This is a genomic window from Mucilaginibacter metallidurans (genome assembly GCF_003286435.2).
In the GTDB taxonomy this organism is placed as follows: Bacteria; Bacteroidota; Bacteroidia; order Sphingobacteriales; family Sphingobacteriaceae; genus Mucilaginibacter; species Mucilaginibacter gossypii.
In genome coordinates this window covers 5,885,096-5,898,660 of sequence record NZ_CP043449.1, presented here as the reverse complement: position 1 = coordinate 5,898,660, position 13,565 = coordinate 5,885,096, and the positions used below count along the sequence as shown (strand labels likewise).

The 13,565-nt window shown below is 44.1% G+C and carries 11 protein-coding genes; 6 read left to right on the top strand and 5 right to left on the bottom strand.

What is annotated here, in order from left to right; translation table 11 throughout:
- Positions 1 to 48: 48 nt before the first annotated feature.
- The gene (locus DIU38_RS25085; protein WP_112656289.1) at positions 49 to 1,782 is read left to right on the top strand and encodes a glycoside hydrolase family 13 protein; all 1,734 of its coding nucleotides are present in this window, start codon (positions 49 to 51) and stop codon (positions 1,780 to 1,782) included.
- A gap of 122 nt (positions 1,783 to 1,904) precedes the next feature.
- On the opposite strand, the gene DIU38_RS25080 is transcribed toward DIU38_RS25085, so the two are convergent.
- The 3 genes from DIU38_RS25080 to DIU38_RS25070 form a co-directional block, all read right to left on the bottom strand.
- Positions 1,905 to 3,536, bottom strand: a complete 1,632-nt coding sequence (locus tag DIU38_RS25080) for a GH35 family beta-galactosidase (protein WP_208057727.1) — start codon at positions 3,534 to 3,536, stop codon at positions 1,905 to 1,907.
- Between the two features lie 100 nt (positions 3,537 to 3,636).
- On the bottom strand, positions 3,637 to 4,656 hold the full coding sequence (locus tag DIU38_RS25075; protein ID WP_112656291.1) for a nucleoside hydrolase: 1,020 nt from the start codon (positions 4,654 to 4,656) through the stop codon (positions 3,637 to 3,639).
- 297 nt (positions 4,657 to 4,953) lie between these two features.
- Positions 4,954 to 5,652, bottom strand: a complete 699-nt coding sequence (locus tag DIU38_RS25070) for an SMUG2 DNA glycosylase family protein (RefSeq protein ID WP_112656293.1) — start codon at positions 5,650 to 5,652, stop codon at positions 4,954 to 4,956.
- 112 nt (positions 5,653 to 5,764) lie between these two features.
- Between DIU38_RS25070 and DIU38_RS25065 the strand changes: the two genes are divergently transcribed.
- From DIU38_RS25065 to DIU38_RS25045, 5 genes are all read left to right on the top strand, one after another.
- Complete coding sequence (locus DIU38_RS25065) at positions 5,765 to 6,508, top strand: SDR family oxidoreductase (RefSeq protein ID WP_112656295.1); 744 nt, start codon at positions 5,765 to 5,767, stop codon at positions 6,506 to 6,508.
- Between the two features lie 73 nt (positions 6,509 to 6,581).
- Entirely contained in the window at positions 6,582 to 7,469 is an 888-nt protein-coding gene (locus DIU38_RS25060; protein WP_167516277.1) for a glutamate--tRNA ligase family protein, read from the top strand.
- 198 nt (positions 7,470 to 7,667) lie between these two features.
- Positions 7,668 to 8,516: a phosphatidylinositol-specific phospholipase C/glycerophosphodiester phosphodiesterase family protein gene (locus DIU38_RS25055; protein ID WP_112656299.1), complete on the top strand. Its 849-nt coding sequence runs from the start codon at positions 7,668 to 7,670 to the stop codon at positions 8,514 to 8,516.
- Between the two features lie 22 nt (positions 8,517 to 8,538).
- Positions 8,539 to 9,702, top strand: coding sequence for a glycosyltransferase family 4 protein (locus DIU38_RS25050; protein WP_112656301.1), 1,164 nt, complete (start codon positions 8,539 to 8,541; stop codon positions 9,700 to 9,702).
- A gap of 132 nt (positions 9,703 to 9,834) precedes the next feature.
- A complete protein-coding gene (locus DIU38_RS25045) occupies positions 9,835 to 10,722 on the top strand; it encodes a PfkB family carbohydrate kinase (protein WP_112656303.1) in 888 nt (295 codons plus the stop codon).
- A 252-nt stretch (positions 10,723 to 10,974) separates the two neighbouring features.
- On the opposite strand, the gene DIU38_RS25040 is transcribed toward DIU38_RS25045, so the two are convergent.
- Together DIU38_RS25040 and DIU38_RS25035 are read right to left on the bottom strand one after the other, a co-directional pair.
- Positions 10,975 to 11,733 (bottom strand): tetratricopeptide repeat protein, encoded by a 759-nt coding sequence (locus DIU38_RS25040; protein WP_112656345.1) that lies wholly within the window; start codon positions 11,731 to 11,733, stop codon positions 10,975 to 10,977.
- Between the two features lie 4 nt (positions 11,734 to 11,737).
- On the bottom strand, positions 11,738 to 13,555 hold the full coding sequence (locus DIU38_RS25035; protein ID WP_112656305.1) for a BatD family protein: 1,818 nt from the start codon (positions 13,553 to 13,555) through the stop codon (positions 11,738 to 11,740).
- Positions 13,556 to 13,565 lie beyond the last annotated feature (10 nt).

The following is a 13,565-nucleotide window of genomic DNA, read 5'->3' as shown; positions in this document are numbered from 1 at the left end:
ACCGCAGAAAGGCGGTTTTGTCCTGCAGAAACTTAACCAATTATAATCATGAACGTACCTTACATTCGTTTTGTGGCCCTCATTGTTTTTATGCTTGTTGCTTTTTCAGGGGCTGCGCAAAACAATCAAGGCAGAGCAGACACTATTGACCGCAAATGGTGGAAGGAAGCTGTAGTTTACCAGGTTTATCCGCGCAGCTTTAAGGATAATGACGGGGATGGCGTCGGTGACCTGAAAGGCATTATCTCCAAGCTTGATTATATCAAAAGCCTCGGCATTGATGTTGTTTGGCTTAACCCCATTTATAGTTCGCCAAATGATGATAATGGGTATGATGTAAGCGACTACCGCAACATCATGAAAGATTTTGGAACGATGGAGGATTTTGATGCATTATTGAAAGGTATGCATACCCGCGGCATCAAACTGGTGATGGATCTGGTAGCAAACCATAGCAGCGATGAGCACGAATGGTTTAAACAAAGCCGGAGCTCGCGTAATAATCCTTACCGTGAATATTATCACTGGTGGAATGCCGAAAAAGGCAAGCCGCCTTATCGATATAGTTTATTTGATGTTAATCATGATGCCTGGCGGTATGATTCGCTCACTAATGCCTATTACCTGCATTATTTTTCGCGTAAGCAGCCTGATCTTAACTGGGAAAATCCCAAGCTGAGGAATGAGGTATACGGTATTATGAAGTTTTGGGCTGATAAAGGGATTGACGGCTTTAGGTTAGATGCCTTCCAGTTTGCGGCGAAGGATACCACATTCCCTGCCTTTCCAAAAGGGTTTGAAAAAAACTTTACTCAATATTATGGGGTACAGGGCAACTTGCATGGTTACCTGCAGGAAATGAACCGGGAGGTGCTCAGCAAATACAATGTAATGAGCGTGGCCGAAGGTGCAGGCAATACATTTGAAGACGGGCATAATTTAGTTGATGCCGACAGAAATGAATTAAACATGGCCTATGCTTTTGAAGGTGTAGATATTGCTAAGCCCGAAGGCTACAGTGTTATTCATTTAAAACAGGTATTTACCAAATGGGATAGTGCCTTTGCAGCAAAAGGCTGGCTATCTATATTTTTAGCCAATCATGACCAGGCCAGGCTGGTAAGCAGGTTCGGTAATGACAGCCCGGAATTTAGGGCCGTATCGTCAAAAATGCTGACTACCTTTTTAATGACCATGCGCGGTACACCATATTATTACAACGGCGACGAGCTGGGCATGACCAATGCTGGTTTCAGCACAATTGATGATTACCGCGACGTGCAAACCTTGAATGAATATCAGCGACAAAAAAATATCGGTGCCGATTTGCCTGCGTATTTAAAGCGAATAGCCTTTGAAAGCCGGGATAACGGTCGCACCCCATTTCAGTGGAACAGCACAGCTCATGCCGGTTTTACAACAGGTACACCCTGGATAAAGGTAAATCCTAATTATAAAAGCATCAACGCCGCTGCGCAGGAAAAAGATGCCAATAGCACGTTGAATTATTTCAGACGGATAGTAAAACTGCGGAAGGATAACCTGATACTGGTGTACGGAAAATATACGTTGCTCGATGCACAGAACCCAGATACTTATGCCTATACAAGGGAATTGAATGGCAGGAAGCTGTTGGTGCTTTTGAATTTTACCGGTAAAGCAGCTTCGGCACAAACGGGTTTGGATTTGAGCAACGCAACGGTTTTGATAGGCAATTATCAAAAGTCATCAAAAAATGGCGCGCTTATGCCGTATGAGGCCGTGGTTTATGAGTTGAAATAGGAGGGGTTTAATGTAGAGACGCATAATTGCGTCTCCTAATGTACAGAGCCTCATTTAATTGAAAATTGCATGCGTGACCTGCCTGCGAGAGACGCAATTATGCGTCTCTACATTAATTAAGTTTATCTCACCACCAACGAGATCTGCAACACCCTCGGCTTATCTCCAATTGCCGGGCCACCCCAGTCTGTTTCATCACCATTAAGGATCCGGAGCGATTTAAATACGCCGTTTTCATACCAGCCTTCCTCAACCTTGAGGTATTGCCATGCCTTGTCGGTATTGCTGCCCAACGGACGAAAGGTGACACGACAATTTGTTCCGGTCATGATAAATTTATTTTTGTCGAGGCTAACAATCATGGCTTTGCCGTTATGGTCAGTATTGGGTTTTAGTTCTCCACCCCGGCCGCTGCCAAATTTTATAACAGCGTCCCAGGCACCAAGTTTAATGCTTTGCTCAGCGCCATCTTCGTGCTCAACAACGGCTTTGATCTTATCGTCAAATGCCCATTGCGCCAGCTCCCGCATCATTGGTGCTGCCATTGTATATTCATCTGCAAAAGGAGCAAGGCGTTCGGCAAGGTGATCGTCGTTTGAACTATCGCCATTATCATCTATCCCAAACGGCGAAAAGCCAATTCCGCCATGGGCCAGTACTTCATAAAAATATTTGGCATTATCGGCAACTAAGCCAGCTTCGGGCACAAAGAGGGTATTATCTGCCCGGGTGTAGAGGTCAATCACTTTCAATATTCTTTCGCTGCCCGACAGGTAAATATCGGGAGCAAGCAGGTCAATAGATGGTGCGGCAGCCTTCCAAATGGGAATTACATTATCCGTTGCGCCCCCGCTTTCATAATGGGTTGCCGGTGGATTGGTAAGCGGATCACGAAGTGCCACGTTTACATATAGTGGCAGCGGATACTCAGCTTTTCCTGCTGCTGCCACTTGTTCAATAAACCGGGCTATTGACCAGGCTTGGAAATATTCATCAGCTCTTTCACCAAAAACTTTGGCCCATGTACCTTTTGAGTTCTCGGGTATATTCAGTGCTTTTAGTATAGCTGGTTTTAACAGTTCCGGAGGAACATCTGCTTCAAATAGTTTTTGCGCCCTGGCTGAGTAATCGCGAACGGTGTCCCATGAGCCAGGCTCATTTTCAACCTGTACCATGATAACGGTATGCTGTGTATCTGCCTGCTTGAGATAATGCATAACTGCCGAAAACGCTTTGATATCAGCATCTAAAGTGGCTTTTGAATGAGGTGAAGGCGAGTCAATGGGCTTGCCTGTTTTACCCGTAATGTTTGGGTATTTCTCGGCGTCGCGTTTCATCCATTCGGGCATATAATGGTTACTGCCATTTTTCCAGGTACCAAACCATAATAACACTAAATGCACGTTGTGCTGCCTGGCTTGTGTAAGTAAGGTATCCACCAATGAAAAATCGAACTTTCCGGCTTGGGGTTCTATCTGTTCCCAGTAAAGGGGCACCTCAAGCGTATTAAGGTGCATCGCCTCAACCGATTTCCATACCCCCGGCATTAAAGCGGGCCATGCACTTGAGTTATGAGCCTGGCCTCCCAGCATCAAAAAAGGTTTGCCATCAACTAAAAACGCATGCCTGCTATTTTTTTCGATAAGCTTGGGTAGCGATGTATCATTAGTTTGGGCAAATGTATTGGCTCCTGCAAATAACAATGAAGTAAGCAGGAACATATTTTGAGCTTTTTTGCCAATTAGTTTACGCATGATATCAAAGGTTTATGATCAGGCCAAAATAATTACAAAACAGCGCTTAAGGTAATACTAAATAAACCGTTTATGGTTAAAAATATACCAGTTGCAGCCTTTACTTATTCAGTTCCAGCTTGGCAAAAAAATCATTGAACATGAGGTTAATATCTAACCTGCGATAAACACGGATGTTACGGCCATGCGCATTATAATCATATCCCCCCTGTGTATTAATAAGCGGACAGGGTTTTAACACATATTCGCTCGATGAGGGATCGGCCTCAAACGACGATTGTAAGGCGGTAAGCAACACCAGCGGACTATCGCCTATGATATAGGTTTCGCCCAGATTAAGGTGATATTGCTGGATGAGCTTCATAACGTTTTCAAGTGCGCCAGCCAGATATTTACCTGTTTCGCCTTGTGGCTTTACTTTAAGCAGCAATTCTGAGTAGGAAAGTATGGCCTGGCGATACCCATCCCGCGGAATTTGCCAAAGCTTTAATTGCGAATGGTTGAATACAGCCCTTACTGCATTGATATCGATATTGAGGTTGTACTCGGGGCTACTGTAATTGGGTGGGGGTAGGGCAAGGTCAGTGTATTCCGGGCCGCCTATCCATACCAGGGTTAATTTATCGGCAATTTTAGGTTCGGTTAGCACCGCAGATGCAATTTCGGTAAGTCCGGCGCCACAAAGGATGTAAAGAGGTAAGGAGGTGTCTGTACGGGATGCTTCTTTAATGATCAGATCGACAGCTTTACTTTTTACCGGGGTACTGTCGTTTACCATCGCGGTGTTAGAGCCTGCTATTACCGGGAATTGATCTTTAATCTTTAAAACAGCTAACAGGTCTGCAGCCTTTTTTGCCGCGTTCTCCGCCTGGGTTTTAGATCTGTCGAACCCATCGTTGGCATTCAGGTGCGAACCAATGATCCCCCTAACGTCAACCGATGGTGATAATACCAAATGTGCAAGCGCAAACAAACCATCCGGGTCACCGCTAAAATCATTGTCCATGATCACCCTGATGCGGGGCGAAATGAGTTTATTGGCAGCCGTTGATTGTCCTTTTGAAATGATCGGGAAAATAAACAACAGCAGCAGGAATGATAAAAGCTTGCTTTTGGTCATGGCTTACAGGCTAATTGATTGGTGCACACAATATAAGTGTTTTAGCCTGAAACAAGAGGATGTTTATTGCTTTAGATTAACTAAGAGTGCAGGATTAACAATTCCCTCCCTTGGGAGGGGTGTGTTAGGATTGCGCATTGGCAGGGAGGGGTTATGCGCCATTGCAACGACCAAACATCTTGCAGAAACCCCTCCTACACCCTCCCCAGGGGAGGGAATCGCACAGCCCACTCACTATCTTTTGATGGATTACTCTCAAGAGAGGAGTTTAGAAGTCTTTTGCTTGACGATGATTATTTATCCCGCTATACTTCCAAAAGCTTCAAGATATTTATCAATATAAAATTGCTTACTTGCCGTTTTGTATTGCATAATAAAGCGCGGATGTTCCAAAGCTATGATCTCGCCAAAAAAATGATATTCATCGTTCAGTTTGCGCAAAAATGTTTCATTCTTGCCTGTGCCAAAGCAAAAACATTTATCAGTATTAATGCCCAGGTCAATCTGCTTGCGGATGTTTTCAATCATGAACTGATAAACGGCTTTGGTTAACTCCTTGCTGTCGTAGTAATTGTAATTCTTTTCCTTACCGTTGGTATCAACACTTGTAAAACCAAGCGGACAGGGCGAATTAATATAGATTTGCTTATAAAAAGCTTCCGGTCCGCCAAAGGCATTGATCACCTCGTAAACAAATACCGATGATGGCTCGTGCGACATTTTGCCTTCATAGTTGATATGGCATTCGGAGATTAACCGTTTTGGGTCGGTAAATGGTATTCCGGTTAAGCCGCCGCCAAACCTGCCGGGGTTGATTCCCAAAACGATGTGGCGCCGCTGATTATCGTTGTAATATTTATGATAAAACTCATCAACAATACGCATAGTTTGCGGATGTTCCTTAAAAGGGTTCATGATACGGATGCCTTTGGGTAAAGGATCGCCGGTATAGGTTAGCTGCTCATTGAATTGGATAACCCTGTCTGCAAATGTCATAAACAAATTTAGCATTTTATAAATTCTGAAGGCTAATCGCTTTTTACCAAATGGTAAGTGGAACCGGTTTTTTACGGGGGAACTTCGTGGTGTCTAAAAAAGAATAAACATCATGAATAGTCAAATTAAAAGCAGATTGTCATTGAATGGCAAAAGGGTAATTATATTGGGAGGTAGTACTGGTATAGGCTTCGCGACAGCAAAAGCTGCCGCTGCCGAAGGTGCCAAAGTTGTCATAGTTTCAGGTAATCAAAGCAAAATCAATAACGCACTAAGTCAATTGCCTGAAGATGCTGAAGGCTACGCCGTGGATCTATCGCACGAAGAAAATATAAAATCGTTTTTTGAGCAAGCCGGCAATTTTGACCACCTGGTTTATACTGCTGCCGAAAATCTTAATCTGAATAATATCGACCAAACAGATATCGAGGCTGCGCGTAAGTTTTTTAATCTGCGTTACTGGGGAGCTTATGCTGCTGTTAAATATGGCATCCCGTTCATTAATGAGGGCGGCTCCGTAAACCTAACTGGTGGCACGGCGGGAACAAGACCGGCAGCCGGCTGGTCGATGGCTAGCAGTATTTGCGGTGCTATTGAAGGTTTGGTAAGGGCGCTTGCTGTTGAGCTTGCTCCAATACGCGTAAACGCAGTGGTGCCCGGTGTAATTGATACTAACCTTTGGGACAGCCTGCCTGCCGAAAATAAAGAGGGCCTTTATAATTGGGCAAAAGATACATTACTGCTCGGCCGTGTTGGTCATGCCGATGACGTTGCCCTTGCATTTGTTTATCTTATGAAGCAAAGTTTTGGCACCGGGTTGAATTTAGTTGTTGATGGTGGTACATTGCTGGTTTAATCCCTGATATAACACTATTGGTTGATGCCGGCCGCTTTTGTATCTTGTGGCGTTCATCAAGCATAAAAAGCAATTGACAAGCATACCAACACATTTTAATAAAACCCGCATAGCACCAACGCCAAGCGGGTTTTTGCATGTGGGTAATATCTTGTCGTTTGCTGTTACTGCGGGACTGGCCCGCAAACACGGGGCAAAAATATTATTGCGGATTGATGATCTTGACCGGGCGAGGGTTAATCGCGAATATTTAACCGATATTTTTGATACGCTCCGCTTTTTAGAAATCCCCTGGGATGAAGGCCCGCAGGATGCCGATGATTTTGAAACCCGGTTTTCACAAATTCACCGGATGCATCTGTACAACGAAGCTCTTGATCAATTAGCCGCAGGTGGTTTTGTATTTGCCTGTACCTGCTCGCGCAAGCAAATGAGTGAAATTGGAAGCTGTACCTGCTCAGATAAGCAGATCCCTTTAAATAACCCTGAAGCGAGCTGGCGCTTATGTACAAATAACGCTGCTACATTGCAGGTGAAAAGTTATAACGGTAAAATTATCCGAACTCAACTACCTGCCGAAATGGAAAATTTTGTGGTCAAAAAAAAAGATGGTTTCCCGGCTTATCAGCTTACCTCAGTTATTGACGATCTGTTTTATGGCGTTGACCTGATTGTGAGGGGCGAAGATCTGTGGGCGTCAACATTGGCTCAGATCCAGTTGGCGGCTGTGTTGGATAAGCAGGATTCTAATGATATCGTATTTTATCATCATCCGCTGTTGCTTGAAAAAGACGGTAAAAAGCTATCCAAATCGGCCGGCTCAACGTCGATTAGATATCTAAGGCAGGAAGGCAAAAGTGCGGAAGATGTATTTATGCTTATCTCAGATCTTTGTTCACTTCCCGAAAAAGCTGGTAACTGGCAGGAGCTCGGTGCATCAATTCTTCGCAAGTTGTCATAGCATATTAACACTTCTTTATAAAATGCATATTTAATGTGACTCCAGTTTAATCGAACGATGTCAATTTGTATATTTTAATGTGATGAAAATGTTAAGCCATTTACAATAAATTAAAGCAGTTTGTGCTTTTACTTTACCATGACATAACTGCCTGTACATATCGGAAGGGTAAATTTGTAGCAACAAATACAAATTACGATGCAAGCAGCATTTTGCCACAAGCACCTGAAATTTCTGTTTTTTGTTATCCTTACTTTCAGAGCCATTACCTGCCAGGCTCAAAACAGCCCCCTCTCCAAAGGTTTCGCGCACAATGACTACTGGCATACCCGGCCTCTGTACGATGCTTTGGATAACGGTTTTCAAAACGTAGAGGCTGATATTTACCTGCGTGATGACGAATTGCTGGTGGCACATATGCTGCCTGCTTTTCAAAAAAAGCGCACCCTGGAGCAGCTTTATTTACAGCCATTGTTTAACTGTTATGAGGGTAAAAACAGGGAGGTGGTATACCCGCTTGCTCCTGTTACGCTGATGATCGATATTAAATCAGACGCTGAAAAGACCTATGCAAAGCTGGCAGAAGTATTAAAGCGCTATGCGCCCATGCTGTCGAGTTATAATGATGGCGAAATAACAGAAGGCAGTGTAACCATCGTTATAACCGGCAATAAGCCATATAAGATGCTTCAGGCACAAAGGCAACGCTATGCTTTTATTGATGAAGACCTGATGCAGGTGCATACCGATACGCTTTCAAACACCGTTTATAAAACTGCCAGCTGCAAATATTCGCGCCTCATCAGCTGGACCGGCAAAGGCCCGATGCCCGAAGATCAGAGACAATTGCTTCGCGATTATGTAGCCGCGGCACATCACTATAAAAAGAGGGTGCGCCTGTGGGCATCCCCAGAAAATAAAGAAGTATGGAAAGCTTTGCTTGAATGTGAGGTAGACCTGATCAACACTGATAAATTAACCGAATTAAGAGAGTTCCTGATGACGGGGCCGGAGCCTGTAAGATACGCGAAGGTGAACACCAGGTAATAACCACTAATCACTCAATAAGATGAAAAAGATTAGAGTAGCATTTTTCGCCGAGATACTTATTGAAGATTTCGATGGCGCAATACGCACCATGTATCAGCTCATTAAACGTATTGACCGGAATATTTTTGAATTTCTGTTTGTTTATGGTGCCGGTCCCGACAGTATAGCCGGATTTGAATCATTAAAAGTTCCGGCTTTAACATTACCAATTAACACCGGTTACACCATGGCAATACCTGGCTTGGTGATGAGCGAGCTAAAAGAAGAGATAGATAACTTTTCGCCAGATGTTGTACACATTGCTACGCCGTCGCTTTTAGGTAGTTTCGCCTTAAAATATGCTACCCAGCAGGGCTTGCCTGTTATCAGTATCTATCACACACATTTTATTTCATATATCGATTACTACCTGAAACATACCCCATTCCTGATTAATAAGGTTAAACAGATGATGTCGGAAAGTCACAAGGCTTTTTATAATCAGTGCGATCAGGTTTATGTGCCTTCAATTACTATGAAGGAAGAGTTGATTGATATGGGGGTTGATACCTACCGTATGAAACTATGGCAGAGAGGAATAGATACCAGCCTGTTTTCGCCACGGCATAAAAAAAGTCTGCGGTCGTTGACTGGAAATGGTAATCCCACCATTTTGTTTGCCAGCCGCCTGGTTTGGGAAAAAAATCTGGAGACCCTGTTTGAGATCTATAGCATGATGCAGGATCGCCTCCCCGAAGTTAACTTCATAATTGCCGGTGACGGAGTTGCGCGTAAGGCCTGTGAAGCAAAAATGCCCAACGCAGTATTTACCGGTAAGATAGATCATAAAATGCTTTCGGTTTTATATGCGTCATCAACCTTGTTCCTGTTTCCTTCGGTATCTGAAGCTTACGGTAACGTAGTACTTGAGGCCATGGCATCAGGCTTGCCTTGTGTTATAGCAGATGGCGGTGGTTCAAAAGATTTCATAGAACAGGGCATTAACGGTTTTAAATGCGAACCATATAATGCCGGCTGCTATGTCGAACGGATTGAGTTACTGCTTAAAAGCAATAGCCTGAGAGAACAATTTATTGAAGAGGGACTTCAATACAGCAGCCGGTTAAGCTGGGAGCACCTGGCATCAGTATATTTTGATGATCTGGCTGAAATGGCTGGTGCTGATGTATTGAGCATCGCATAAATTTTAAGCAATTGTTAAAGTGATTTCCCTGTCACAAAACAGATAACTTCTTGTACTCAAAATCCTATTTCTTACATTTGCCGTTTGTTTTAATAATAGGGGCTGAGTATCAATTCATAATAAGGGAATTTCATGTACGATATTTGTTGTGTAGGGCATATTACGTTAGATAAAGTAGTGACACCACAAGCGGTGAAGCATATGGCTGGCGGTACTTCTTTTTATTTTTCAAACGCCATCCGTAATATGGACGTGAGTTATACCCTGGTTACCTCGCTTGCTTTGAGCGAAATGCCTGTGGTTGAAAAACTCCGTAACAAGGGTATCGAAGTACATGCCACTACCGGCGGCGAAACGGTTTACTTTGAAAATATTTACTCTGTTAACCAGGATCACCGTACCCAGCGTGTGCTGCAAAAAGCTGATCCTTTCACTATCGAACAACTTGACGAAATTCAGTCTAACGTTTATCATTTAGGTCCTTTACTGGCCGATGATATCTCCGTAGAATTTATAAAGGACCTCGCTCAACGCGGCAAGCTTTCTCTTGATGCACAGGGCTACCTGCGTAAAGTGGAAGATAAAAACGTGGTGGCTATCGACTGGCCCGAAAAGCGTGAAGCCCTGCAGCATATCCACATCCTGAAAGTGAACGAGCACGAAATGGAAGTACTCACTGGTATTACTGACATTCATGAAGGTGCTAAAGTCTTGAACGAATGGGGCGTTAAAGAAGTGGTTGTAACCCTGGGCAGCATGGGTTCGGTTATTTACAACGACGGTGTTTATTACCAGATTCCGGCATATAAACCGGTTGAAGTAGTTGATGCTACCGGTTGCGGCGATACTTACATGGCCGGTTATTTATACCAACGCGCCAAAGGGAAAGGCTTCCAGGAAGCCGGCGAGTTTGCCGCTGCCATGGCGAGCTTCAAGATCGAATCATCTGGGCCTTTTACCGGAACTGAAGAGGATGTATTGGAGTTGTTAGCGAAACACAGCTTAAAGCCGAAAGCTTAAGGTTTAAAGCATTTTTATTTTTTTGTCATTTCGATAGAGCGGTGGAGGGTAAGAGCTATAGGGCGAAAGAGAAATCTTATACGCTCTGTACTAACGCTTTCATGGTCGCTAAGTAGGGCGTATACGATTTCTCCTCACAGCCTTCCGCACAAGCCGCCCTTTGTTCGTCGAAATGACATCGTGGTGAATTAAATTCTATCAGGACTGCAACCTTTCGCCTTTAACCTTTATCCTTTCACCTCCCCAAAAAAACTATATTTCCTTAGCGTCCGAAGCATTGATCCAGCCCTCGTTGCCGCTGGCCAGCCTGATCTTCATCCAGCCGTTATTATCTTCTAAAATTTCAACCTTGGTGCCGTCATGGATCAGGAACAGGTTTTTGGCATTGGGCGTTGGCGCGCTTTTTACATTGACAGATGTGCTGAATATAATAGCGCCATGATGGGCATCAAAGTATTGATCCTGGCGACTTGCAACAAACATGCTCGCAAATCCGAAAATCAATATCACTAAAGCCAAATAAAACGACCATTTTTTAATGCTTACCGAATTAGTAAACCTGTACACTGTCAGCAACACACATCCTGCAATAAAGAACAAAATCGTCATCACCGCCAACGTTGTTAATGAAAAGCGGAGAATAAACGAGTGCCACCATTTGGTAATGAAAAACTCGGTACCAGCCTCTACCTTATCTGTTGTTTTTTGATTGGCAAACTGGATATTGAAATTGATATCCTCATCACCCGGCGAAAGTTTGTGTGCCTTTTCATAATACAACAGGGCAGATGGCACATCCTCATTTTTAAAATAAGCGTTGCCCAAGTTATAATAAACCAATGCCGACTGGTGCCCATCGTCCACAATTTTTTGGTATGTGGTTATGGCTTCTTTGTACTGGCCTTTGGCATATTGGTCGTTTCCTTTTTTTAACAGGATGTTAGCTTCATCGTTAGCTAATGCACATATTGGCATAACGATGATGAGCAGTAAGTATATAATGCGCTTCATCATGTTATATTTTATTTTCAATGTTGTTGATCATGTTCTGGGCCTTATCAAACACCTGTTGCTCGGTAATGCCCGATACAGGGGCATAGCGTGCCATTTCGCAGAGGTCGAGGGTATCAAGCATCTCGTTAATGAGGCTTTCATCAAGTGAACGGGCTTTTAGCTCCGATGCAATCTTTTCGCGGTTCAGATCAGCGTAAGGAATATTAAGCTTATCACTCAAATAACCGTACAGACCGCGGAACAGGTTTTCATAAAATGCTTTTTTATCGTTTAACTGCAGTTTGGCACTGGCAAGGTGTTTGGCTGCCACTTTACCTGCCTTACGGCTTTTCAGGCCTACCACATCAGCATTGTTTTTATCGCGCCATTTGCCGTAAACCAAGGCTCCAAGAAAACCTGCGGGACCTAAGATCAGCAGGAAATAATATAGCCCCGAACCATAAAAATCACTACCTACCTCGTTTAACTCGCTGCCGGTTTTTATGTAACGGATGTCATTGCTCAGCACCTTAACATCCTGCTTGCCCGCGTTTGAAAAGGCGGTAACGTTACTGCCATCACCGGAGCCTTTAGCTACTTTAATATGGAATGCCTGGGTAGTTAAAGTAACATACCTGCCTGTAGCCGGATTAAAGTAGGCAAACTTAACCGGGTCGATAGTAAAATCGCCCTGATGCCTTGGGATCAGCAGATAAGTGTATTTTCTGCTGCCTGATGACCCGCCGGCATTTATGGTAATGGTATCGGTGATCTTGGGCTCATACTTCTCAAAGTCGGCTGGGAAAGTTGGCGTTATCGGTTTCAACAACTTCAGGTTGCCTGCGCCGCTTACCTTTACCTGGTAGTTGATTGCGTCATTGGCTTTAACATCATTTTTATCGAGCGATGCCTCAATATTAAATTTACCCACAGCACCGGTAAACTCGGCAGGTTTGCCTGCCTGCGGCAATGGTTTTACGTGGATAACAACCGGTGCGCTTTTTACTTTATACTTCACATCCTCGTATCCGCCAAAAAACGCATCGAAGGGGTCGCCTGATGATGAAGCGGCCTGCTGCCTCACTATAAAGTTCATGATGGAAGGCTCAATGGTGATATTACCCTCATGCTCGGGGAATAGCACCGTTTGTTTAATATCGGTTACGTTGTACCGTACACCATTTAAAATTTCGGTGCGCCATTGAGCGTTAGGATTATTGTTTTTGATCTCCTGGCTGTAAAATCCGTTCAGATCAGGGATTTTTTCCGGCTCGCCGTTGGCGATGTTAACCCGGGTATAAAGGCGCAGGTTCATCATGATCTGCTGACCCATGTAGGCCGTTGTTTTATCTACCTCGGCACGTAAAAACAATGATTTGGAGATATCGCTTACACGTCCTTTTTGAATGTTGCGGCTATCGGGGCCGTTACTTTGTTGTTGCTGAGCCTGCTGGTTAGCCTGCCCGCCCTGGCCTTTTACCACTTTAATTTTAATCGGGGATGTACTGTAAGACCGTCCACCCGATATAATTGTAGCCGGGCCAATAGTAAATTCGCCTTCGCGGGTAGGCACCAGGTCATATCCGTAAGCAATGCTTGATGAAGTAACCCCATTGATCATGGACATACTGTTGGATACATTGGGTCCGCCCACTACCTGGAAGCCGCCAAAAGCCGGCGGCGCAAAACGATCGCCATTGGCATTGATGGAAAAGGTTACTTCAAGTACTTCGCCTGTGCCTATGGTGGTTTTATTTACCGATGCTGTGAACTTTACCTGCGCAAAAATCAGGCTTGAGCAACACAGCAGCAGCGTTAATATGGAAAGTTTAATTTTCATTAGTATCTAC

Excerpts from the sequence above, each read along its gene's own strand:
- DIU38_RS25085 (WP_112656289.1), top strand. The coding sequence starts at position 49 with ATGAACGTACCTTACATTCGTTTTGTGGCCCTCATTGTTTTTATGCTT.
- DIU38_RS25080 (WP_208057727.1), bottom strand. The coding sequence starts at position 3,536 with ATGCGTAAACTAATTGGCAAAAAAGCTCAAAATATGTTCCTGCTTACT.
- DIU38_RS25075 (WP_112656291.1), bottom strand. The coding sequence starts at position 4,656 with ATGACCAAAAGCAAGCTTTTATCATTCCTGCTGCTGTTGTTTATTTTC.
- DIU38_RS25070 (WP_112656293.1), bottom strand. The coding sequence starts at position 5,652 with ATGACATTTGCAGACAGGGTTATCCAATTCAATGAGCAGCTAACCTAT.
- DIU38_RS25065 (WP_112656295.1), top strand. The coding sequence starts at position 5,765 with ATGAATAGTCAAATTAAAAGCAGATTGTCATTGAATGGCAAAAGGGTA.
- DIU38_RS25055 (WP_112656299.1), top strand. The coding sequence starts at position 7,668 with ATGCAAGCAGCATTTTGCCACAAGCACCTGAAATTTCTGTTTTTTGTT.
- DIU38_RS25050 (WP_112656301.1), top strand. The coding sequence starts at position 8,539 with ATGAAAAAGATTAGAGTAGCATTTTTCGCCGAGATACTTATTGAAGAT.
- DIU38_RS25045 (WP_112656303.1), top strand. The coding sequence starts at position 9,835 with ATGTACGATATTTGTTGTGTAGGGCATATTACGTTAGATAAAGTAGTG.
- DIU38_RS25040 (WP_112656345.1), bottom strand. The coding sequence starts at position 11,733 with ATGAAGCGCATTATATACTTACTGCTCATCATCGTTATGCCAATATGT.
- DIU38_RS25035 (WP_112656305.1), bottom strand. The coding sequence starts at position 13,555 with ATGAAAATTAAACTTTCCATATTAACGCTGCTGCTGTGTTGCTCAAGC.